This is a genomic window from Flavobacterium rivuli WB 3.3-2 = DSM 21788 (assembly GCF_000378485.1).
Taxonomy (GTDB): Bacteria; Bacteroidota; Bacteroidia; order Flavobacteriales; family Flavobacteriaceae; genus Flavobacterium; species Flavobacterium rivuli.
Genome location: NZ_KB899973.1, coordinates 116,527 through 141,164, shown reverse-complemented (window position 1 = coordinate 141,164; position 24,638 = coordinate 116,527). Strand labels below are relative to the sequence as shown.

The following is a 24,638-nucleotide window of genomic DNA, read 5'->3' as shown; positions in this document are numbered from 1 at the left end:
GACTACAGCATATTAAATATGAAAGAATAAAGAAAATTAGCACTCGTAAATGAGGCGTAATGTTGATAATCATCTGCTTTATGTTTGTCACCAAAGTCACATATTGATTTTATCATTAATGTTTTTGTATTTGAAAAATATTGTGATGCTAAATACATGCCATACCCCTCCATATCAATTCCAAGTAATTTTCTATTTGAACTAGTAATATTATTAACTACACTTTCACTTGACACAACATACGATCCAGATGTTGTAGGCCCTATTTTAGCTTTCAATAATGTTGTAGGTTTTTTTCCCCTATATTGTGTTTGTATCCTCAAAATTTTGTCTTCCTCTCGTAGAAAGCTATTCAGCTTTGCTAATAAGTTCGGGTCAGTTGGAATTTGATGAGGCTCAGGCCTTAAAACTAATTCTCCTACTTCATTCTCAACCATTTTCCCCGAACCGTAATCTGTTATATTTTCACATATAACGATGTCTCCATAATCTAGATCCTTATTCCTAACGCCAGCACATATTCCTGTCATGAATAAATATTTAATATTAAACTTAACCGCCAACTTTGTAGCTACTGCTGAAGAAGCCTGCATTCCCATTTTATTGATTGAACATGCTATGACTTTTAATGTATTGCCATTTACAGTATTTATTACGCCTTCATGATATATCAAAGGATCATCTTCTAAATGAAATCTTTTCCATGAGCAATTTAAATCTAATATTTCCCTAAATTCAGGAATCTCTAACGCACAAATTATTGCAATGTCGAAATTGTTTTTAGACTCAATTGAATCTTTGAATCTTTGTTTTAGAGATGTTATATAGCAAACCTTTGAATTTAGCTTATCCTTCCAAGCATTACTAGAATAACTAAAATTAATCAAATGCCACAATTTATCATCAAATCGGTCTTGATGTATATTTATAAGTTCATCAAATTGAGAAAAGCCAATGATATGTATTGGAATATGTATACTACTATTGTAATAAATCTCATCTAAAAATTTTAAGCTCTCATCAGCATTGGGTTCGGAGTCCATGTCACGAGGCATAACTAGATCTAATAATAATAAGTCATAGTCATTTTCATATAACAATTTCCGACCTTCTTTGATACATCTCCCCTCGTTAATGTTATCAGAAGATATATGACAATCTTCAATTAAAAATCTTTTTATAGAATTTGACTTTTCGGACGAATCGTCTAGAATAAGTATATTTATCATATTTTAATAATTAATTCTTTTAACTTTATTGCCCACTCAGTATTAATATGCGAAAAAAATATATACCCGCAGTAATTGTCAGCAAAATCGTGAGCTAACTCCTCATCTAACTGTTTGATTCTCGTGCCATCTACAAAATTTTCGTACATTGTGACAACAATTACTTTTGTAGGAATATTTCTCAAATAAATTTGCTTTAGTATATTTTTTCCTGCAAGCGGCTCAGGCTCTCCACCAGATTCATCATCAGATATATCATATGTTTGCATACTCATATCTAACAATATTAAATCGTAATTGTTATAATTTAGAACTATTTCTCTAGATGCTGAATTGTATGACATTTTTTCATTTATCAAAATGTTTGAAAATTCATCAGCTAGAAACTTTCTTATTTTCTCCAGCTTTTTTTGGTTATCTTCTACTATTAAAATTCTAAGCATACTTCAAAAGATTTTCGACTTTTAGACATACTACTACCTCAAATTTTTCTGATTCATCAGACGCAACAACGATGTAGTTTTTTTCATTATCCAAATCGTATTTTGCGATTTTAATTGCTTTTGAAATCCCAGATTTTCCTTCAGACAGTAATTTATTTGTATCAAGTACTAGTTGATTGTCTCTGTATTTAAACGGGAGATCTGTTGGCAGAGACTCAACTCTATTTATAAATTTTAATTTAAGGTACCCATCTTCTTCATAGGCGAAGAATTCAAATTCCTTTTTTCCTTTTATGATGTTTCCATATTTGAACATATTATCAAGCAAGATCCTGAATAAGTCAGTAAAATGAATATAGTAACTTGATTTGATTATCGGATTAAAGTTAATGCTTACCGAGCAGTTCGCTAAAACTTTCGGATAACATTTCATGGTATTATTCCATACAACTTCAAATATTTTGTTGACATCAAAATCATTTATAGTCGACCCAGACCTTCTAAACCAAGAACTTATTTTCTTAAGCTTGTTCTCAATTACAGTTGAACTTTCGACAACATTGGTATAGATTGTAGGAAGTTCTTCAACATTTAATATTTCTCTTAATTTAGTATCTAAGATATTTAATTCTTCAGAAAATTTATTTTTAATGGTTGTGTCAATATAGTCTCTAATAACTTCAAGGTTAGCATCTGTTCTTTGCCAAATTAAGTCAATTAAGCTTTGACAAAATGTTTTGGTGTCCACATCGATACTAACTTGAGTTATATATGCTGATAATTCCAATTTATCAAATTCGTAATTGAAAAGACCAAGCTCGTTTTTGCCATCCTTTTTAATCTGTATTTTGGTTTTTATAATGTCATCTATCAAAGAATCTATTTTAAAAGAAAATGTTGACAATACCTGATGAAGTTCTAATCTTTTTTTTTCCGGTAAGCTGTAATTCCAATACCGGTTTTCTTCATATTTATCCGTTTCACCGATCCTGTTTAAAATTAGATTTTGCTTTTCCAGTTCCGGTCTTAATTCCCCTAGTAATACCCCATGTCGGATGCGCGTACTTAAATACGCCACAATTCCAAAATTGCTAAATAAATACTTATCTAAAATAGAATCAAATAATTCGCTGAAAACTTCTAATAATGCACTTTCCGTATACTTAACTTCCGACTTGTTGTAATTATCTGAGCCATCAAACTTTACGATTGCAAACGACTTCTCTGATATAATTAAAATTTTCTTGTCTTGTAAGGATAAGTTGTAAATCGTCTTGAATCGATTAAATAATCCATCTATATCCTTTAGTTCGTAAGTTATTATAGCTTGGTCATTAGCATATATTTTACTTTCTTCTAATTTTAATGTTCCTTCATATATTATAAGTTCATTTGTTATTAAATTTAATTCTTCCACATATTTCTTCTCGTTTGCTTCGAAAATTTCTTTTAAATGATTAATTAAAATTAATCTTTCATTTAATCGATCAACAGTATTATTGAGATATATTGAATGCTTGAGAACTTCAGAACTGCAAACTTTAAAAAGAAATAACTCAACTTTTAATGCATTGACATCGAGATCTTCCTGGAATAATTCAGAGGGCAAAGTTTTGCCATATATTTTACAGTACTGCTCTAAAATAAAGCTTTTTTCCAAATCGTCTTCTGAACATAGCGTGACAAAAATCGGAAGGTCAATAGATCTCCTAACATTAGTGTATCTTCTCGAACGTAATAGCGACAATAAACTGTTGGAATCAATTTTAATTATTGAATTGTTATTTGCGATATAGTGATTAACATATAGTTTAATAGCTTCATTAATATCATCTACTTTCAATAAGCAACTAAACAGATATTTTAACGCTGTTTGTAAAATAGGAATATTATCATTGAATTGCTCTAGAATATTATACCACTGATCTATTGATTCATGATAATTTTCGCTAATAAAAGATATCTTAGCTTTATTTAAAGCATAAATCTCCTTACTTACCGTCGATTCATCTGGATTTTCATTTTTAAGATACTCTAACCATGTTTTGATCGCAGTTGAACTTTGAAAGTATTTCATACCATTCACTAAATAGGTAATGCCCTCATCTGGGCTTGTAAAGAATTTAGCAAAATATGGGTCAAACATGTTTAGAGATAGAAGACGAAATGTGTCCTTTGATCCGATATTCTGCTCCTTTTTGAGAAATGAATTTATACCCGCAGATATTTCAAAGCTTAAGGTGTTTTTATTGATTTGGTATAAATTATATAAAATCTCGCTTCTGTTTTGAGCATTATTCATTAGCTCATAAATCTTCAAAGTAATCTGATTTATTAACGCATCTTTATTGGGAACTATTTCTGAAACTGGTTTTTTTAAATTTACGTGACATCTAATATAGATGATTAATAGGTCGAAATTTGAAGGCTGCTGGTGAATAAAAGACATTATTTCAGTAATAGCATCCTCATAGAAACCCGAGTAGTATAAATCTAATATCCTTAGATAATCATTATTGTAATAATTGGGTGTAATAATATTTTTACTACTGGCATTAATAATTGATAGTAAGTTTGTGTCGTTTACCTTTCTATATAAATAAAGTGCTTTCGCTGAAGCAAACTGGTTCCATTCTTTTTTTAAAAATAGTACCTTAATAATATCTCTCGTGGTTAAATACCTATCTATTAGTGAATTGCAGTTTTCAAAAACGACAATTGTAGAAAAATTATCAATATTAAAGTTTTCAAAATAATTTAATCTGAATGAATAATAGTTCCTCACATCATATTCTTCATCATTCCTTTTTAAATTGAAAAGGCTTTTTATATCATAATCATATTTATAAGCAGATAAATTCCGCTCAGTACGAAAAGAAAGAAAGTGAGCCAGAGTTCCAACAAATAGATTCTTATTGGTTTCATTAATTTTTGATAGAAATTGTTTTTGTTCTTCAGATTTATTCTGATACTCTAACAATAAAAATTTTGCCTCAATGTACCATATAGAATATCCCGTCTCTACTAAAATTGTCTCGAGTGTTTTTTCTGCACTCATATAATCTCCTAGTAAAAAGTAATTTTCAAAATTATTTTTTAAAACCAAAAACAGTGATATTTTTTTTGAGAATTTTCGGATAGAAATGAATGTCCACTTAAATTCATTTTCTAAAGATAATGGCTTAAAAAGCATTTCACCTTTCCCTAAATCTTCTAATAGTTGAGGGAAAGAATTACCATAGACACTGAATTTCAAAGGCAGTACAGCTTTCGAAACGGTCTCAGTTACTTCGCACAAGTCATCAAATTCAAGAAGATTTTTGACATTATTTAATGCGTTTTGTCTTTTTTTTGAGGACAGAATTCTGCCTACTTCACTATGATATAGATTGCTGAGCTTATTTTTCATGAGATTTAATAATGGTGCAATCTAAAATAATTTAATCGAATATTAACTAATCATGTAACAATTCGTAGTGGAATCTGACGAAATTTTATTAATTATTTTAATCTTACTTTATCTAAAAAAGACTTATGCTAGTTAAGTTGATGGCCTTTTTATCTTCATGCCCAGCAGCTCTAAACCAGTTATCGCTTACTTTTTTGTTATCACTACTAGGTAATGGAATTGCTGCATTAGCCTTAAATGTTGCTGGGAGGTTTACAGAATGTCCAAAAATTAGAGATTGCTGAATTGGTATAGAAGGCATCCTTCTCAATATCGTCTCTGAAACATGTGGAGTTATTTGTCTAGTATGGGAAAGATCTTCCGGGTTTTGAATGCGGTGCACAATAAAGTTTCTGCATTGCATTGGCTTAAAACAGTTTCAGAAAGCTAGCTTGGTCTTCAGACGAGTTAAAGAATGCATGTTCGGAAAAAGTTTATGGGATGGCAATAACTGTATCTGAAACTAAAGTTTAAGTAACTTTAATGGAGAGCATCTTTTTAGCAGCGGTTACCCGTAGTTAAATATCTTGAGAAACTTTACTATCTAAATCTTTCCCATGGCAGTTATCAAATTTTTTTCCAGATTTACAAGGGCAGTTAGAATTTCGATCTCCATTTAACTTTAAAATATATTCGACAATTTGTTTCAGGGTTATGAGATACATTTTATGCCCTAATTGATTATCATTTAAAACAAGACTTAAATCATATAAAAATTTTCGCTCACCCTTATTATCAAATCTAAATATCGCTTCGTAAATTTTAAATAAGACATTGACAAATTCATTGTTTGAGTAATTTAATCGAATACTTTCTTTTTGAGTTCCATCATATATGAGATTTTCATCTTCCACAAATAAGATTTTATCTATCGGAATTATTTTTGGTGAAATATCATGTAGCTCTAAATTTAAATCTTCCCAAACTGCATGAAATTCGGCCTCAACCCAATACTTATTTTTCCAAATTTGCCATCCAAGAACCATTTTCCCACCATCTCTTTCTACTTTTCTTTTTACAATATTTAGGCAATCATTAGGTTTTGAATTAAGTTCGGGCTTAACTTCCAATTCAATAGGATGATGTGAAGCATTTAGTTCACTAATTATATTTTGAACAGGATTTTCCATTTGAACTGAGAATTAATGGTCAGTATCTATTGCTTCTGACTTATTATATTTGCTTGGTTTGATTCAATTTTTTTTATCGGTAAAGGGTCGGGCATCAAGATAAAATGTTCTAAATCCAAAATTATACTTTATTGGCAACATGCTCTGACCACATTTTTATTAAAGCTGGCTCATCACATTCATCTAAGTCCCATTCAAAATGAGAATTATTTACACCAAAAGCTTTTACGTGGTAGTAATTTGCCATAGTTGCATTCATTTTATTTTTATGCAGCCTATGAGTAGAAACATTTGTCAGCGTCAGTTGTTTATCTACAATATCAGGCCGCAATACTATATTTTGTCCTTGATGTCCGGTTTGTACGCTTGGATATAAAATACCTGGATGATTACCCTCACTCATTAGTAAATCGGCATAGGCTACAGCAATTTTATAATCATGATGGGAACGGGCCTTGCGGGCAAACTCTTCACTGAAAAGCTCTAGCTGCCTCAATGCCAGCTCTCTCATCGGCTCTTGCATTAAGGCTTGATAATGTTTATGAAAAGAGGCCGCTGTTTGAGGATTTTCTTTTATTGCCTCCACACTAAAAACGATCTCAGGTACTATCAATTCTTCATTAGTTCTCCATCTGCTCAATGTGAATAGCTCCCCTTCGGTATTGATTGCATTATTATCCCTTAACATTAGTGATGTTTCTGCATAGGCAGTCATCCTGTTTTCTTTGATTTTCTCACTTGTGAGAGCACCATAAAACAGAGGTTGATGGGGTTTATTCGCTCTCCCAAATTCGTTTAAATGGTTAGCGATTATATTTTCGTCCGTAATGTATGACAGTTCTTTTTGCGAGGTAAAAAAAGGTTTGTCCTTGTTTAATCTTACCCTGTCAATAGCCGCGCCTTTATGTAATTTAGCTAACGCAATTGGTATATGACGAATGGATTCCTTAATAAGCGTTTTAATATCTTCATATTTAATTTCTTCTAATCGATTTCGATAAGATATGATTTCATTTAGAGCTTTTTCCTGTGTAGTCATGAGTTCTGGATAAAAAATATTGGAAACTAGCGTGTATCGTTTAGATACTTTTTCACAGGGGTAAAACAGATACCTATTATTTCGTGAAAGACGGCACTCGCTTTATATACTGCAAAGCAAGATACATATTATATAATTCATTTTTGATACAGACTAATAACTTGCTGCTTTAATACGGTAAGACCCTATGTAACCAACGTTTAGCGCCGTCTAAATCATTGTTTTCTAAACACGATTTGACTTGTCGTAAATTGTACTGAAGGCTCGTAACTTTATCTTTTTTAGACTGAGGATCACTCCAATTTGCAGATAATTGATTTACTAGATAAAACAAACCTGTTTGAACATTATCTCCATAGAAGTTCATGCCAGTAATTTGTAATTCTAGTAAATAAGAATCATATGGAAAACTATTATAGCAATTCCACGCCTTCATTATCCTTATTAATAGTCTTACTATCTGATTATATTTTGTGTTCGCGTCAATAAGCTTTTGCTTTACGTCATTTGGATCTGTGGTTCTCCAGCCCAAATTTCCAGGAATATAAACTGAAGAATTGTAATATGAAATTTCTTCTTTAGCTGGCACTAAGTCATAGCTGATATTATTCAATCTTATCGCAACAGTGGGAAAAGACTTAACAACCTCTGAACCATAGCGGTCTTTATAATATTTGTCTGCAAAATTTTTTAACCATCCTCGATATGTATCTGGAGTTCTTTCATAATCCGTGTGATTAAAAACCACCATAATATCAATATCAGATTTAGAATCATACTTCCTTGGAAGAATCGTATCTCTATCGTAAGATCCAAAAATAAATCGGCGCTTGATAAGAATACCAAGTTCTTTATCAAGATTTGCAAGCAGTGAAGCAATAGAAGAATTAATTTTTCTTATTTCTTCAGAATCATTTTTAAGGTAATAACCCGAAGCTAAACTTCGTAAATAGCTATCTATCGATACGGCCATAATTAAATATTTAATTCTAAATCAGTATAATTTTCCTCACCTAATTCAATTCCTTTTTTTGCTAACTGATAGTCGGTATTTGAAGTTGGATATGCCTCAGCTTCTTGATTTATGTCATCGATTTCAAGTGCAATCTGCTCCATTTTATTCATAAAGTCACCATTGTTAATCGATTGGTCTAAAAAGTATCCCTGTAGACGATCACATTTTTTCATCGATGCTAAGTATCGATTTCCAATTCTTCTATGTCCTTCAACCTTTTGTTGAAAATTCATATACGTTTGAAAACCACTCAGTAGGGCGGCTATGAAAGCAAGGACTAAGGGAACAAATTTAATCCAATTTTCAATACCGTCAGTCAAAACATAAAACAAGACAGAGCCCGTTAAAACATTAATGATTATTAAAGGAATGCCAAGCTTTAAGTGATTTTTTTCATTCCTGTCTGCGGCATTAAAGTGTTTTTTCTTGCCATATAAAGCATCTACTTTTATTCTTTTAAGTTTTTGTCCTGAATTTTCCATTATTGAGTAAATCATATTGTTTCGCTATTTCTGCCTTGAGCTTATCAAAATAAATCGCTTTTTCTCCTGTAAGTTTATTTTCAAACTTTAGCGATTCGTCAACAATTGATAATAGTTGATCTTTGCTCATGAGTATGAAGAGACTACTATAATCAACCTCTAGTTCTTGGCTAATAGAAAATATTTTATTCCAGGCGCTTACATTCTTGGCTCTTTCAACCCTTCCTATCATAGTTGAATTTGATTCTAACAACGCGGCCAAGTCCTCCTGTGAAAGGTACTTTTGTAGCCGTGCTAATCTAAGCACGCAACCTATTTGAATATTTAAAAGTTTTAGCTCTGCTGCGTCATACTTCCTCATGTAGTAAAATTTGATAAAATTGTTTGATTTATTCGATACATATTTGTATCGAATAAATAAATTGCTATATTTGTCAAAATGAATACATTGAAAAATGTAATTTTGCGATTCTTCAATTAAAATATTTGAAGCATTCGCTTTGAATCTTGCTTAGAAAAACTGGACACTTTTTTAGCGCGCAAGATGATAGGTGTAATTGCTCACGTCTTAAAGGGCGTGGGCTCACTTATTCGCGCGCAGGTAGTCCAGTAAATCCTCTAAGCAATAAGTTGAGTACCCACGCCTCCTTTTAAAGGAATTTTCTCAGCTTTATTCTTAGCGCACTTCACATATATTCATAGTCTCGCATATACGTAATTGTTGAACCAATAGTTGCTGCCTATGAGATAAAAAATCTTTATTATGCTTTTAAGGCCTGGGAGGTACTGATTTTCTTTTGAGTTAGTGGTCGGGAGTCTCGGGCTATTTTCCCAAATCAAGCATTTATTGCGATTGCCTATGAAGGGACAACTACATTGACCTTCTGTAGATTAAAAAAGCCCCCTATATCTTCTTGGCGGACGACTAGGAGGCTCGGCTAACAAAACATTTCGTTTCATTTAACTTAACCAATGTATGAATTATTTTTTATTCTGCAAGGGTAGGGTGGGGCTTTGGTATACGCTTTTTTTAGCTGTATACCTTTGTTCCTTTTCTGCCATTGCAAGCACAGCGCCAACCTTATTTTTGCAGGAGCAAAAAATCAGTGGCGTTATTTCTGATGCCGTCGGGCCTTTGGCAGGGGTAACCATTGCCGTGAAGGGTAGCACTGTCTTGAATATTTCCGATGAAAAAGGCAGGTATACAATTACAGCTTCCGTGGGAGAGATCCTTTTATTTTCTTTTACAGGATTTAGAACCATTGAGATTGCTGCTGGGAATCAGTCGGTTATCAATGTAGTTCTTTCTGAAGATGCTACGCAACTTGAAGAAGTAGTGGTCAATGCAGGATACTATTCCGTAAGACAAAAGGAAAGCACAGGCAGTATTGCCCGTATAACCTCAAAGGATATCGAAAAGCAGCCTGTACCCAATGTACTAGCAACGATGCAGGGGCGTATGGCAGGTGTTGATGTAACACAGACTTCCGGTGTTCCTGGTGGGGGTTTTGATATCAGGATCAGGGGGCTTAACAGCCTACGGAGTAGTGGGAATGCACCACTTTATATTATTGATGGCGTTCCATACTCTTCGGATGCCATTGGGGATTCACAGACTTCGACCACACTCCCGAACCCAACCAGCCCCATCAATACTATTAACCCGAATGATATTGAAAGTATAGAAATTTTAAAGGATGCCGATGCTACAGCCATATATGGGTCAAGGGGAGCCAATGGGGTTGTCCTGATAACCACCAAAAAGGGAAAGACAGGGGAGACAAAATTCACATTGAACGTAAGTAGTGCTTTAGGGCAGGTTACTAAAAAAATGAACTTGCTTAATACCCAGCAATACCTTGCCATTCGCAGGCAGGCTTTTGCCAATGACGGGATAACAGAATATCCCGAAAATGCGTATGATGTGAACGGCAAATGGAGCCAGACCCGTACTACGGACTGGCAGAAAGAATTAACAGGCGGCACGGCACTAATTACCAATGTGCAGGCCGGGGTTTCCGGAGGATCAACCCAGACTCATTTTCTTATTAGCGGAAATACCTATAAGCAGAGCACTGTATTTCCTGGTAATTTTGACTATAAAAAGGGCGGGGTTCATGTAAGCATTGACCATGAAGGCGATGATAAAAAGTTTAAGGCGGCATTTTCAGCCAGCTATGACCTTCAGGATAACAACCAGCCGGCAATAGACCTGACACGCATCTCAAGAAATCTTGCACCAAATGCGCCGGCGCTGTACGATGCAGCGGGCAATTTAAATTGGGAAGGCAATACATGGACTAACCCTTTAGCAGCACTCGGAGCAAAAGCGCTGGCAAAGACGAACAACCTTGTAGCCAATGGTTTATTTTCATACCGCCTGCCGTTGCATTTTACTGCCCGGGTCAGTGCAGGGTTTACCGACCTCCGTAACCATGAGACAAAAACCGATCCATCGACGGTCTATGACCCTGCTTACGGTGTTGGCCCCCAAGTCTCCTCTGTTAACGTTAATACAACAAACAGGCATTCATGGATTATTGAGCCGCAGTTAAACTGGAATTATGCCACAGACAATTATAAATTGGATGTCCTTCTTGGCAGTACTCTCCAAAACCAGGTTACTGACCGGCTGGTGCAATTTGGGGCAGGATTCAGCAGCAACAGCCTTATATATGATTTGGTATCAGCCAATTATTTAAGCACGTATTACAACGATCAGATAAATTATAAATACCAGGCTGCATATGGTAGGGTTAACCTGGCCTATGGAAACAGATATTTCCTCAATCTAACAGGACGACGCGATGGTTCAAGCCGCTTTGGGCCAGGCCGTCAATTCGCAAATTTTGGTGCTGTTGGCGGGGCATGGCTGTTTTCAGAGGAAAAAATGTTTAAAGAAACTGCTGGCTTTTTAAGCCTGGGTAAGCTTCGCGGCAGTTATGGTATCACGGGTAATGACCAGATTGGCGATTACCAATACCTTGACACTTACCAGTCTTCAGGTCTTGTTTACGACGGAACTATTGGCCTTCAGCCCACAAGGCTGTACAATCCTGATTTTAGCTGGGAGAGTAACCGCAAAATTGAAATTGCCATTGAGTTGGGCTTTTTTAAGGACAGGATATTCGCCGGGGCAAACTGGTACCGTAACCGCTCATCAAACCAGCTGATAGGGATACCCTTACCGTCAGCTACCGGCTTTACCTCTATGCAGGCAAACCTCGGGGCTACGGTACAGAATACAGGCCTCGAATTTACATTGCGCACCGTAAACGTCCAAAAGAAGGATTTTGAATGGACAAGCGGTTTTAATATTACCCTGCCCAAGAACAAACTGATCGCCTTTCCGGGGCTTGAAAACAGTACGTACAGAAGCCAGTATGTAATAGGGGAATCCATTAATATCCAGAAGCTCTACCATTATAAGGGCATAAACCCACAAACAGGCGTATATGAATTTGACGATGTTAATGGCGATGGTAGTTTATCATTTGCCGATGATGCCCAGACCGTGCGTGACTTCAGCCCTAAATATTATGGAGGGCTTTCCAACCAGCTACATTACAAGCACATTCAGCTTGACTTTCTTTTTCAGTTCGTCAAACAGCTTAATTGGAATGCAGTAACACAGTATTCGCAGCCCGGGTCAATGGGTAACCAGCCAGCTTCCGTAATAGGTGGATGGCAGCCCAATACGGCTATGGGGCAGAACCAGGTCTATACCACAGGTGTGAACAGCGATGCGGTTAACGCCTATTATCGCTATGCGAGTAGCGATGCAGCAGTTAGTGATGCATCCTACATCAGGCTTAAAAATATTGCCGTATCCTATGAACTTCCTTCCAGGATTAAAGGGATGCAATGCAGGCTGTTTCTTCAGGGGCAGAACCTGCTGACAATTACGCCCTATAAGGATGGAGACCCTGAATTCAGGAGTTTTAATTACCTGCCTCCGTTGCGGATAGTGAGCTTTGGTACCGAAATTAAATTTTAATATAGAGTTATGAGAAATACATTTTACAATAGGCTTTTCCGATGCTTTAAGTATGTCCTGCTGATACTGCCACTTTTAGTGGTAGCTATTTCCTGCGATGATTTTGTTGACGTGTCACAGCCTACCTCCCAGTTAACAGGGCAGACCGTATTTGAAAATAAAACAACGGCGACTGCAGCCTTAAAAGATATTTATAGTCAAATGAGGGACTATGGTATGATATCGGGCCAATCAACCGGGCTATCGGTGCTGTTGGGTGCATACACTGATGAACTTGTCTCTTATGAGACAGGTATATCAGGTTCTGAACCTTTTTACAATAATGCACTGATACCATCTATTGGCGCAATACAGGAAATGTGGACCCGGGCTTATAATCAGATTTATGCAGCGAATGCTGTAATTGAGGGTGTTACAAATTCACAAGGTATTGAGCAGGCTGACAAAGACCAGCTAATAGGGGAGGCGTTGTTTATAAGGGCTTTCCTTCATTCCTACCTGGCGGGTATATTCGGCGCCTGCCCTTATATAACAGTCACAGATTATCAGCAGAATATTTTGGCATCCCGACAGGCTACAGCCGAAATTTACAGTTTATGTATCACGGATCTTGAAGTAGCGGTACAAAAGCTGCCGGGTGGCTATATATCGGGAGAGCGTGCCAGGCCCAATAAGTTTGCAGCCCAAGCACTTCTCGCAAGGCTGTATCTACACAGTGCGCGTTGGGAAGAAGCAGCTAACGCAGCTTCGGCGGTCATCAATACGGATGATATATATACTTGGGAGACCGATCTTGATAAGCTATTCCTGAAAGAAAGCACCACAACCATCTGGCAGCTTTCCTCAGGTGGCGGCTATGCCAATACTCAGGAGGGTGCCACTTTTATTTTTAATGCCGGCCCGCCCACAAGGCTCGCGCTGCGCCCTGAACTGTATAATGCATTTGAACCGGATGACCAAAGGCGTGAACACTGGATAAGGGCGATCGGGTGGGGGATCAGAACTATGGTACCATGCCTATAAATATAAACAGGATAATACTACAAGTGCCACAACTGAATATTCCATTATACTGCGCCTTGCCGAACAGTACCTGATACGTTCAGAGGCAAGGGCAATACAGGGTGACCTTATCGGTGCAAAAGAGGATTTAAATAAAATAAGGAATACTGCAGGCCTTGGGAATACAACAGCTGTTACTGCTACTGAAATCACCGCTGCTGTAGTACAGGAAAGACGTTTTGAATTCTTTACTGAAATGGGAATGCGCTTTTTTGACCTACAAAGGACCGGAACGCTCGATGCTGCGTTATCAGGCATAAAACCCGGGTGGAATACTACGGATATGCTATGGCCATTGCCGCAGTCTGAGCTTATAATAAGCCCTGGTCTGGCGCCACAAAATCCGGGTTACTAATGGAAAAGTATGATAAAATAGTTACAATTTTTTTTGTTGTATTGACCTGCTCATTATATGGGCAGGCGCAACAAAAACGCGAACTCTCGCAAAAAGATTATGGCCTTTGGAGTACAGTTGAAATGCAGAATGCTTCGGAGAAAGGAGAATGGATAAGCTATAATGTTTTATATAAGGGATTGTCGGACACTTTGTTTGTGAAAAATAAGGCGGCTACAAGAACCTATGGATATCCTAAGGCTTATAACGGAAAATTTATTCACGACCGCTGGTTTGTATGCCAGCTCCCCGAGGCGGTGGTACTGGTGCTCGACCTTAAAAATGGTGCTTCGCGTCTAATTGATAATGTGCTGCAATATGCCGTCTCAGTCAATGGGGAATACATTATTTATACAACCAATAATGGAATTACGCTATCTAATGCCGATAGTACAATAAAATGGAAGCAGCCAGGTGTAAAATCTTTCTCATTGAGCCCGGCCGGAACAGAACTGGTGCATAGTACACCTGATCATGTTTTTTATACCAGCCTTAAGGATACGGCGGTATTAAAACCCAGGCGGATTTCGGGAAGTTCCGGCTGTATGGTTACGGGTTTTGCCTGGCAGGCAAATGGAGACTCCTTTGCTTTTGTTACTAAATGCGGAAATGCTACTGAATTATCGCTATATAAGGTGGCGCAGGATAGCCTTATAAATTTTAATATAGCGGCAAGCGAGCATCCTGTCGGAACGCAAACGGATATCATAGGCGATAGCTCGAAATTCAGGATTTCAGATGATGGTACTACAGTCTTTTTCCCAATTAAAAGCCGGGAAAATTTACCTGTAAGTGAGGATAATGTTCAAATATGGAATGGCGGTACAGCATTGACATACAGCGAGGAGGTGCTATATGGAAGGACTGAAGATATACCCAAGATAATGGTGTGGCAGCCTGCAACGGGGGAAAGTATGCAACTGACCAATAATGAGTATCCCAGTATGTTTCTTTCAGGAGATCAGAAGTGTGCTATCAGTTACTATGCTTGGGGCAAGGTGCCGAATTTTGCGTATTACCCCAAAACGGATTATTACATTACAGATTTAAAATCGCTGCAGACAAAATTATTATTGCAAGGTCAGAGTGCGGATCCGTTTGAAATAACAGCGTCACCCGCCGGTAAATATATAGCCTACCTAAAGGATGACAGCTGGTGGATTTATACAATTGACAGCGGACGTCACGTAAATATTTCTGAAATTATTTCGGCATCCATTAAGAGTCGGCCAGTACTATCTGTAGGGAAATTTGTAGTGGATCTTGTCGGTTGGTCATCCGGAGATCAAAAGTTGATAATCAATGACGGATTTGATATGTGGCAGGTAAATTTGGATAACTTCCTAGCGGAGCGGATTACCAAAGGCAGAAAAAATAAAAGGATATTTCGTTTTGTTAATCCCTCAGATAAGCCTGAGTATACAACTAATTTTGACGGAATGATATTTCCCCAGATTGACCTTAAGCAGGAATATATACTCCGGTCATTGGATGTGGAAACTAAAAAGTATGGATACTACATATGGAAAGGCAAACCCCTTCCGATGGTACTCAAGGATAAAAACCTTGCGCAGTTAATATACAGCACAAAAAATGCTATACGCTATTTTGTAGAACAGGACTTTGATGCACCACCGACAATAGTTGCCGCCGTACCAAATGGAAAAGAGCAGGTTATCTACAGAAGCAACAGACAGCACGATAAGTTTCATTGGGGCTGTTCCAAAGTGGTTAGTTATGTAAATTCTAAAAATATCCATCTCCAGGCAGGGTTGTATTATCCCGCGAATTTTGACCCTGATAAAAAATATCCCTTAGTGGTGTATATCTATGAAGAACTGAGTAATGGCATACATGATTATGTAAACCCCACCCTTCAAAATTATATAGGATTCAATATTACCAATCTTACTTCAAGAGGCTATTTTGTGTTATGCCCGGACATTTCGTACCAGCTAGGCGATGTAGGGAAGAGTGCTGCTGATTGTATAATTTCAGCAACTAATTCAGTAATGGGTATACAAGGTATTAACCCTGTTAAAATTGCGTTATTTGGTCATTCATTTGGCGGGTATGAAGCGGCCTTTACCGCTACCCAAACCAACATTTTCACAACTATAATCGCCGGTGCTGCAATTACAGATATGGCCAGTGCGTACCTTGATATCAGTGATAATGGTGCCCAGCCCAATATATGGCGTTTTGAAACCCAACAGTGGCGTATGGGCAAATCATTATACCAGGATCAACAAGGCTACCAGAGGAACTCAACAATATATCAGGCTGAAGAGATAAACACGCCATTGCTGTTGTTTTCGGGAGAAAAGGATGGGCAGGTGGATGTAAAACAGTCCATAGAACTGTACCTTGCCCTTAGGCGGTTAGCCAAACCTGAGATCATGCTTATATATCCTGATGAAGGCCACGTGCTGATGGATAGAAAAAATCAGGAAGATTTCACAATACGGCTCGAACAATGGCTGGATTATTTTCTTAAAAATGATCCGGTACCAGGCTGGATGAAGAATCAGTTTTAAAAAGAAATGCAGTTCCTAACAGGAACTGCATCGCTTTTTGAGATTACTAAGGCAATCTCCATAATTGCTGCGTACAGACATCCGTAGCAGTCATTCTGAAAACCTGTGCGCCCCCGGTTGCTGTTTCGGTACAAAGTATACCGGTGTTGACATTCTGGCATTTTGCATTTTTTTCAACGCAATGGCCACTTTGAAAGATGTAGCCCGTGAACTGGGTGAATTTTGCATCCTCTGCATTTTTAGATGCATTCGTTGCAAAGGCGCCGCCTACGGCAGCCATCAGGACTCCGGCTGTTAGAAGCACTTTAAAATTTTTCATAAAAATAAAATTAAGATTGAATGAATTGATCTACTTTTTTCTACAGGTGTTCGATCTTATTCCTGGTTCTGTATTTTACATTAGTGTCTTGGTTGGTTCTCTTCATTTAAAGTATAGGCAACAATAGCATTGTCGATCAGAAAAAATAATCGCTTTTCTGTGGCATAAATAGCATGGAGTTTTTCGTTATTAACAGGATAAACAGGCAGGCTGTAGGAATATGTTTTTTTCGCAATGTCATATACATCAATTACCGCTGTTTCCTTCCATTGCACTGCAGATTCAAAGCGTCCGCGAAGTCCAGAATTTACATAAAGATGATTACCGGCCGTTGCACTGAATTTATTCGCAAAGTTTGGCGGTGCCGATAATTTTCTGTCCCCATTGTGAAGCTCAGAAATCCTGATTTTTGCATGGGAAGTGGTATCTATGGTATTACCTCGGCGAATGAGGTTGAGGTTTTGGTCGGCTACTACAAATTGGTTGCGGTAGTAATACAGATATATCAGGGATTTCAATTTAGGGTTATAATGCAGCATTCCATCAGTATCAAAAATTCCATCTATTTGTTTCTGAAGTAACTTTTGACTTGTCTTTACATTATAGTGGTTAGGGCCGGTAGCGATTGTACCTAAAATGTTTTCTCCGGATTCTGAACTTTTGCCACGGAATGCGATTTTTGTTGTGTCAACGGGCACAAATGTGGAAAAATAAGTGCCATTAGTAGTGAGTATTGTGGCTTTCCAGTCACTTATTTTACCCTTAAAGATACAGGGCACTGTACCATCTGCTAGGTAAAAATAAGGCGCAGCGATACGGATTTGAGTTGACCGGAAAGGGAATTTATAATCATCAAGCGTGACTTTGTAGTTTCCCAAAACCTTGAGGTTATAGTCAAGTGCAAGTATGGAAAGGGGTGATGAATAGTTACCTAAAAATACTATACTGTCTGTCGCTCCTGCAAAATAATAATCCCGGTATTTGAGGTTTAGCGATGCGTTTTTATCATATACATGGGGTGGAAACCGACGTACGAAATTATTTTGGGCATGCACGATATTCTCCGATTGTAAAAATAGAAATGTCATTATACAAATTGCTACTGTAGTGCCAAAAACTAATGATGCTAAGACAGCCCATTTTTTTCTGGGATTGCTGTGATGCGGCGTATTTTCAGGGGAAATTGTCAAGGCTACAATGGCCAGAAAACAAAATACCAAATTAAAGGCCAGATGTTGCTGCCATGTCATTTTTTCCAATATTCCTCCACAGGAACACGGTACAAATTCACTATAATGAAGTATAATAAAAATATATGCTGAAAACATCACCATAAGCAGGTAGGAGGCGAAAAGCGCTATCAGTCGCAACGGCTTTATCAGAAGCACGATTGACAGTACCAGTTCAGTAACAGGGACTATCCATGAAACCCATCCTGCAAAAGCGCTCAACAAAGGAGATTGGCCAAGTTGCGCCTGAAAATTTTCAAAATCCAGCAGCTTGCTTACTGCTGCATAGACAAACAATAAGATATAGAGGTAACAGACAATCTGGATGATATAATCTCTGTTAGGTGGAGCTATTTTCATTGCCGTAATTTTAAGATTGTTATTTGTTTGGTTAAGCCAAATTAGGTTTAAGTAGTAGAATAAAGCATATCAAAAAACGGCTAAAATGTTTAAAAATCAGGCTATTATAGATGGTTGTGTTTTATTGTAGTGGTAATATTAAAAGGGTTATGGAATTGCATATCCCTTTTACTATACTGGTCCTATTTCTTATCCTTCGCTGAAAGCGAACTGAGCTTTTCGCTGAGTTCAACCAGCCCTGCTTTTTCCAAAAAATCGAGCGCTAAATCTTGTAGCTCTCTGATGGTTTCTTCAGGGGCATTGGAAAAAAAATTGGAGTCCTTTTCCTCAGGATCATTCGATAGCCCACGTTTGATAACACGGTTCAAAAGGAACACATTTTTACGCGAGATCTTCAGGTCGATCTTCACTACATCATTCATGCCTGGGACACTCAACAGGGTGTCGAAAACCATAGCTTCTTCATTTGTTGTCATAACATTTAATGGTTTGAATTACTACTTGATACACTACAAAAATAGAAAGCGTTTTCCAGAAATTCATGGTCGAAATTTAGCCATGATTGTTAGTGCGCTATGCCTTGATTACCTTCGTCGTTAGTGTAAGGCCTATAATATATTTTTGGTTTTTTTTATTGATAATGAACCCACAAAACCCTTCCCTGAAATGGGAAGGCATTTATCGGTTTTCAAAGTTCATATAGGGATTGAAAAAGCACACCTCCCAATCGTTGCTTAAGGTCATCTGCGATGTTTGCTACATTAAAAACCAGAGGTTATAAATGCAGGTGTGCACTTTCATTGAAGGCTAAAAAAAAAGACTGTTTTAAATAGGTTTTTCTCAGATGATGCATAGGAAAATATCCATTACGGTTTTCCTCATTTTTTGGATATGCATAGTAGGGCTTAGACTGTAGCGTTGAATTGTAGTAAGGAAAAGCCTCTGAAATTAAAGCTGTTAAAAGGTCTTTAGGACGTTCAAAGGGCAGGGGAGATTGCAACGTTCCTGCAATCGGCCAGATGTCCGTTTGTATCACAAACGAATCTGGCTGCCCGGTCACTCGGAACTCGTTGGGCAGTGACACTGAAAAGAAAGTAGTGTTGGAGAAATGAAAATGAAAGGAGATGGAAAAGAAAGAACACAACCGAACCAAGTGGATACACCTAAGGCTAAGCCCTGATGAGTACCGGAAAATTGTTGCTGCATTCAACAAATCGACCTGCCGGAAGATCAGTGAATATGTACGTAAAAATCTTTTGGATAAGCCTGTAGTGACCAATTACCGCAACCAGTCCCTTGATGAATTTATGGGGGAGCTTATCCGCTTGCGCGGTGAGCTCAACGCCATAGGGAACAACTTTAACCAAGCAGTAAAAAAATTGCATACCGTGCAGCAAATACCGGAATTTAAAGCATGGCTTGTTAGCTATGAACTGGAGCGGAAAATACTATTTAATAAGGTTGATGAGGTTAAAAAGCACATTCAAAAAATGGCAGAACAATGGTTGCAATCATAAAGACCGGGCATTCCATCCGCAACATTTTCAACTACAACGAAAACAAGGTAAAGGAAGGTGTGGCGAAATGTATTGGTGAGGGAAATTATCCCATGGATGTGGATAAGATGAACCTTACCATGAAGCTTAACAGGTTAATAAAACAAGCGGCGCTGAATGATAATGTGACGCGGAACAGCGTGCATATTTCCCTGAATTTCGACCCGTCGGAAACGGGTTTGCCGCAAGAAAAACTAATGGATATCGCTACTGATTATATGGAGCGGATAGGCTTCGGACAGCAGCCTTACCTTGTGTACCAGCACCACGATGCAGGGCATCCGCATATTCACCTGGTTTCTATAAAAATTAAGGATGATGGCAGCCGGATAGACACCCAGAATATAGGGCGTAACCAGTCCGAGACGGCAAGGAAAGAGATTGAGAAAGAGTATGGTTTGGTTGTGGCACAGGGGCGTAAAAAAGGGGAAGGTTTTGAACTGCAACCCATCAGCACCGCTAAGGTGCGGTATGGTAAAATGCAGTCAAAAAAAGCGATTGCAAATGTATTGGGCGTAGTGCTGCCGAACTATAAATATGCCAGCCTGCCGGAACTCAATGCGGTGCTCCAACTATATAATGTCAAGGCCGACCGGGGCAGTGAAGGCTCACGGATATTTAAAGGGGGCGGGTTGGTTTACCGTATTCTGGACGGGGATGGCATCCCTACAGGTGTGCCTATCAAAGCCAGTGATTTTTATAACAGGCCAACCCTGAAATTTTTAGAACAAAAGTTCCCTGCAAATAAAGTAGCACAGGTGCTGCACAAGGCCAGGGTAAAAAGCGTCATTGACCGGGCATTATTAGGTAATAGTATTGTACTGTCTGGCTTCATCGGCTCCTTGGAAAAAGAGGGTGTAAACACCGTATTAAGAAAAAATTCAGACGGTATAATATACGGGATTACCTACGTTGACCATACGACTAAATGTGTTTTTAATGGCAGCGCCTTGGGCAAGCCCTATAGCGCTAAAGGGATATTGGAGCGATGCAGTACTACCGCGAAGGACGATCAAAAAGTCGGGGCTGTGAAAAACGATATTAGCCGGCGCATTATAGGGAGAGATAGGGCAAAGACAATCACTTATAAACAAGGCGCACCTCCTGTAAATAACCTTATTAAAGCAAGAGGTGATAGTGCAATTGAGAAACTTGCCGGCCTGCTTACTCAGGCTGAACAGGCACCGGGATATATTCCGGGGGAACTTAAAGGCAAGCGGAAAAAGAAAAAACGAAGGGGACGATCAGATAATCCATAATATAAATCATCATGGCAATGCAAACCGGAGAAAATGAACAGGCACTGAGAAAAATTCTTGACATGACCAGGCTGATAAGTATTGTCATCCTGGCACTGCATTTTTATTATTATTGTTATGCCGCATTCCAGGAGTGGCATTGGGTAAGTGGCTTTAGTGACAAGATTTTAGGGAATATCCAGAATACAGGTTTATTTAGTAATTTTCACAAGTCGAAGTTCTTTGCCTTAGGGTTTTTAGTGATTTCCTTGCTTGGCGCTAAAGGGCGCAAGGATGAGAAATTAAGTTACAAGGCCGCCTTTGCCTACATTATTAACGGCATGCTTCTGTATTTTGCAGGCTACCTTGCGCTGCTATTGCCCTTTAAAATTATTTGGGTAGCAACAACCTATATGTGTATAACCGGTGTTGGTTTTTTACTGGTGCTGACAGGGGGCACACTGCTATCCCGCATTATAAAAGACAGGCTGAATAATAAAGATATTTTTAATAAGGAAAATGAAACGTTCCCACAGGAAGAACGGCTTTTGGAAAATGAGTATTCCATTAACCTGCCGGCCCGCTACTACCTTAAAGACAAGGTTCGTCAGAGCTGGATTAATATCATTAACCCATTCCGTGGGATACTGGTATCAGGTACGCCCGGTTCCGGTAAATCGTATTTCCTGATCCGCCACGTTATCACCCAGCACATCCGTAAAGGGTTTACAATGTTCGTGTATGATTTTAAGTTTGACGACCTCTCGCGGATCGCATACAACACATGGCTTAAGTACAAACACCTGTATCCCAAGCCGCCAAAATTTTATGTCATTAACTTTGACGACCTGTCCCGTACGAACCGTTGTAACCCATTAGAACCATCAGCGATGACCGATATTACGGACGCGGCAGAGTCAGCCCGTACGATCCTTATGGGGCTTAATAGGGAATGGATAAAAAAACAAGGGGACTTCTTTGTGGAATCTCCAATCAATTTTGTTACCGCCATAATATGGTACCTGAAAAAATATAAGGATGGGGAGTTCTGCACCCTTCCCCATGTTATCGAACTGATGCAGGCGGATTATGACAGCCTCTTTACATTGCTACGTACCGAGAAAGAAATTGAAGTACTCATCAATCCCTTTGTCAACGCCTACCTAAATGACGTTATGGAGCAGCTGGAGGGGCAAATCGCCTCTGCCAAAGTAGCCATGGCAAGGTTGTCATCACCACAGCTATATTATGTGCTGTCAGGGAATGAGTTTACGCTGGACATCAATAACCCGGATGACCCGAAGATAGTTTGCATGGGCAATAACCCCCAGAAAATCCAGATCTATGGCGCCGTTTTATCCTTGTATGTTACCCGCCTGGTAAAGCAGGTAAACAAAAAAGGAAAGCAGAAAAGCAGCCTGATTTTTGATGAATTCCCAACCATCTATTTAAACAATATGGACAGCCTAATTGCGACAGCCCGTAGTAATAAAGTCTCGACCTGCCTCGGTATCCAGGACTTCAGCCAGCTGCGTAAAGACTATGGGCGTGAGCAGGCCGATGTGATCATTAATATTGTAGGGAACATTGCCAGCGGGCAGGTGACCGGTGACACTGCCAAACAGTTATCGGAGCGCTTTGGCAAGATCATGCAGGACAGGGAGAGCCTCTCGATTAATAGTGGCGACACGTCCATAAGCCGTTCAAAACAATTGGAATCGGCGGTACCACCCTCAAAAATTTCATCCTTAAGTTCAGGAGAATTTGTGGGCATGGTTGCCGATGACCCTGAAAATAAGATAGCGTTAAAAACGTTTCACTGCGAGATTCTCAACGACCATAAAGCCCTGAAGGAGGAAGAGGATAGCTATAAAGATATTGCGGTGATACGCAAGATAGATAATTCGATAGTGCAAAAGAATTATCTACAGATCAAGCAGGACATACAGGATATTACACATTCTGAAATTCACCGCCTGTTAAATGACCCTGCACTCGCATACCTGGTAATCAAAAAGTAAGGCCGGGCTTTACAGGTCTTTAGTATTAATCTACTTATACATATAATCAATCGTATCATGGAACTTAAAAATATAGTAGTTACAGAAGCCAATGAAGACAGCCTTTTCAAAGAATTGTCGTTCCTTATTGAGCAAAGCCAGGGCAATCTGGTGGCACAGGCAAACAGTACCCTGACCATGCTTTTTTGGCATGTCGGCAGCCGTATCAACCGCGAGATCCTGCAATATAAGAGGGCTGAATATTCAAAACAGATTGTGTCGACACTGTCGACACAATTGAAAGCGCAGTATGGGAGGAATTTTGAATTACGCAATTTAAGGCGTATGTTACAGTTTGCTGAACAGTTTCCTGATGAGCAGGTGTTACTTACATTATCACGGCATTTGAGCTGGTCCCACTTTGTAGAATTGCTGCCTTTAAAAACTCAGGAAGCGCAATGGTATTATGCCCAGGTTGCCGCTAACGAAGTGTTGGGGATACGTGACCTGCGCAAAAAGATTGCTTCAAAAGATTTTGAGCGCACTGCTATTGCCAACTTACAAAATGTAAGCAACAACCCCGGTATCCATAACAATTTTAAAGATCCCTATTTTCTGGATTTTTTAGGGTTGCAGGATACCTATCTTGAGAAAGACCTGGAGCAGGCAATCCTCAGGGAACTGGAAAGTTTTATATTAGAACTAGGTAAAGGCTTTGCTTTCGTGGAACGCCAGAAACGGATGATCATTGACGGGGAGGATTTTCATCTGGACCTGTTATTCTATCACCGCATACTTAAGCGGCTCGTAGCGGTGGAATTAAAGCTGGGTAGATTCCAGGCAAAGCATAAAGGACAGATGGAACTGTACCTCAAATGGCTGGATCGCTACGAAAAGGCAGAGGGGGAAGCTGCACCTGTTGGGCTCATACTCTGCGCTGAAAGCAGCCGGGAGCAGGTGGAGTTACTGGAGATGCATAAGGACGGGATAATGGTGGCAGAATACTGGACGGAACTTCCATCTAAAGAAGAACTGGAGCGAAAGATACATAGTATTTTAATTCATGCTAAAGAAAGGATGGATAGCAACAGGTTGGGATAACCATTTGTCTTTCTGCCGTTATCATGCATGTATTATAGCTTTGCATTACATTAATAATG

At 38.5% G+C, this 24,638-nt stretch carries 20 protein-coding genes and 1 pseudogene; 9 read left to right on the top strand and 12 right to left on the bottom strand.

Features of this window, described 5'->3' with window-relative positions:
* Positions 1-2 precede the first annotated feature (2 nt).
* From F565_RS0116740 to F565_RS0116700, 8 genes are all read right to left on the bottom strand, one after another.
* Positions 3-1,229 (bottom strand): 5'-methylthioadenosine/S-adenosylhomocysteine nucleosidase family protein, encoded by a 1,227-nt coding sequence (locus F565_RS0116740; RefSeq protein ID WP_020214394.1) that lies wholly within the window; start codon positions 1,227-1,229, stop codon positions 3-5.
* Entirely contained in the window at positions 1,226-1,672 is a 447-nt protein-coding gene (locus F565_RS0116735) for a response regulator (RefSeq protein WP_020214393.1), read from the bottom strand. The genes F565_RS0116740 and F565_RS0116735 overlap by 4 nt, the downstream gene beginning before the upstream one ends.
* Positions 1,665-5,081, bottom strand: a complete 3,417-nt coding sequence (locus tag F565_RS0116730; protein ID WP_020214392.1) for a hypothetical protein — start codon at positions 5,079-5,081, stop codon at positions 1,665-1,667. The genes F565_RS0116735 and F565_RS0116730 overlap by 8 nt, the downstream gene beginning before the upstream one ends.
* A 557-nt stretch (positions 5,082-5,638) precedes the next feature.
* A complete protein-coding gene (locus F565_RS0116720) occupies positions 5,639-6,250 on the bottom strand; it encodes an SEC-C domain-containing protein (RefSeq protein WP_020214390.1) in 612 nt (203 codons plus the stop codon).
* A 121-nt stretch (positions 6,251-6,371) separates the two neighbouring features.
* Entirely contained in the window at positions 6,372-7,289 is a 918-nt protein-coding gene (locus tag F565_RS0116715; RefSeq protein ID WP_020214389.1) for an RES domain-containing protein, read from the bottom strand.
* A 169-nt stretch (positions 7,290-7,458) separates the two neighbouring features.
* A complete protein-coding gene (locus tag F565_RS21865; RefSeq protein WP_020214388.1) occupies positions 7,459-8,262 on the bottom strand; it encodes an SMODS domain-containing nucleotidyltransferase in 804 nt (267 codons plus the stop codon).
* 2 nt (positions 8,263-8,264) lie between these two features.
* Positions 8,265-8,786 (bottom strand): SLATT domain-containing protein, encoded by a 522-nt coding sequence (locus F565_RS0116705; protein WP_020214387.1) that lies wholly within the window; start codon positions 8,784-8,786, stop codon positions 8,265-8,267.
* Positions 8,761-9,147: a helix-turn-helix domain-containing protein gene (locus F565_RS0116700; protein ID WP_020214386.1), complete on the bottom strand. Its 387-nt coding sequence runs from the start codon at positions 9,145-9,147 to the stop codon at positions 8,761-8,763. The genes F565_RS0116705 and F565_RS0116700 overlap by 26 nt, the downstream gene beginning before the upstream one ends.
* Positions 9,148-9,762: 615 nt before the next feature.
* Here F565_RS0116700 and F565_RS0116695 point away from each other — a divergent pair.
* The 5 genes and pseudogenes from F565_RS0116695 to F565_RS0116685 all read left to right on the top strand — a co-directional run bounded on the left by F565_RS0116695 (position 9,763) and on the right by F565_RS0116685 (position 16,776).
* The gene (locus tag F565_RS0116695; RefSeq protein ID WP_020214385.1) at positions 9,763-12,783 is read left to right on the top strand and encodes a SusC/RagA family TonB-linked outer membrane protein; all 3,021 of its coding nucleotides are present in this window, start codon (positions 9,763-9,765) and stop codon (positions 12,781-12,783) included.
* Positions 12,784-12,792: 9 nt separating this feature from the next.
* Positions 12,793-13,806 carry a RagB/SusD family nutrient uptake outer membrane protein gene (locus tag F565_RS21860; protein ID WP_231559633.1) on the top strand — a complete coding sequence of 338 codons (1,014 nt, stop codon included), beginning with the start codon at positions 12,793-12,795 and terminating at the stop codon, positions 13,804-13,806.
* Between the two features lie 28 nt (positions 13,807-13,834).
* Positions 13,835-14,041: pseudogene (locus tag F565_RS23270) on the top strand (RagB/SusD family nutrient uptake outer membrane protein); the annotation flags it as partial.
* Between the two features lie 6 nt (positions 14,042-14,047).
* A complete protein-coding gene (locus tag F565_RS23265) occupies positions 14,048-14,200 on the top strand; it encodes a RagB/SusD family nutrient uptake outer membrane protein (protein WP_231559634.1) in 153 nt (50 codons plus the stop codon).
* Positions 14,200-16,776: a S9 family peptidase gene (locus F565_RS0116685; protein ID WP_020214384.1), complete on the top strand. Its 2,577-nt coding sequence runs from the start codon at positions 14,200-14,202 to the stop codon at positions 16,774-16,776. The genes F565_RS23265 and F565_RS0116685 overlap by 1 nt, the downstream gene beginning before the upstream one ends.
* 46 nt (positions 16,777-16,822) lie before the next feature.
* Here the strand turns inward: F565_RS0116685 and F565_RS0116680 are convergent, their stop codons facing one another.
* The 4 genes from F565_RS0116680 to F565_RS23050 form a co-directional block, all read right to left on the bottom strand.
* Positions 16,823-17,095, bottom strand: coding sequence for a DUF6520 family protein (locus tag F565_RS0116680; RefSeq protein WP_020214383.1), 273 nt, complete (start codon positions 17,093-17,095; stop codon positions 16,823-16,825).
* Positions 17,096-17,175: 80 nt separating this feature from the next.
* Positions 17,176-18,684, bottom strand: a complete 1,509-nt coding sequence (locus F565_RS0116675) for a MauE/DoxX family redox-associated membrane protein (RefSeq protein WP_020214382.1) — start codon at positions 18,682-18,684, stop codon at positions 17,176-17,178.
* Positions 18,685-18,866: 182 nt separating this feature from the next.
* Positions 18,867-19,160 (bottom strand): hypothetical protein, encoded by a 294-nt coding sequence (locus tag F565_RS0116670; protein ID WP_020214381.1) that lies wholly within the window; start codon positions 19,158-19,160, stop codon positions 18,867-18,869.
* Positions 19,161-19,459: 299 nt separating this feature from the next.
* Entirely contained in the window at positions 19,460-19,744 is a 285-nt protein-coding gene (locus F565_RS23050) for a hypothetical protein (RefSeq protein ID WP_020214380.1), read from the bottom strand.
* A gap of 64 nt (positions 19,745-19,808) precedes the next feature.
* Between F565_RS23050 and F565_RS0116660 the strand changes: the two genes are divergently transcribed.
* The 4 genes from F565_RS0116660 to F565_RS0116645 are packed head-to-tail and all read left to right on the top strand — an operon-like array spanning position 19,809 to position 24,579.
* Positions 19,809-20,201, top strand: a complete 393-nt coding sequence (locus F565_RS0116660) for a plasmid mobilization protein (RefSeq protein ID WP_020214379.1) — start codon at positions 19,809-19,811, stop codon at positions 20,199-20,201.
* Positions 20,186-21,499 carry a relaxase/mobilization nuclease domain-containing protein gene (locus tag F565_RS0116655; protein WP_020214378.1) on the top strand — a complete coding sequence of 438 codons (1,314 nt, stop codon included), beginning with the start codon at positions 20,186-20,188 and terminating at the stop codon, positions 21,497-21,499. Before F565_RS0116660 ends, F565_RS0116655 begins: the two co-directional genes overlap by 16 nt.
* A gap of 17 nt (positions 21,500-21,516) precedes the next feature.
* Positions 21,517-23,499 carry a conjugal transfer protein MobC gene (gene mobC, locus F565_RS0116650; RefSeq protein WP_026300123.1) on the top strand — a complete coding sequence of 661 codons (1,983 nt, stop codon included), beginning with the start codon at positions 21,517-21,519 and terminating at the stop codon, positions 23,497-23,499.
* A gap of 57 nt (positions 23,500-23,556) precedes the next feature.
* Positions 23,557-24,579, top strand: coding sequence for a PDDEXK nuclease domain-containing protein (locus F565_RS0116645; RefSeq protein WP_020214376.1), 1,023 nt, complete (start codon positions 23,557-23,559; stop codon positions 24,577-24,579).
* Positions 24,580-24,638: the final 59 nt, after the last annotated feature.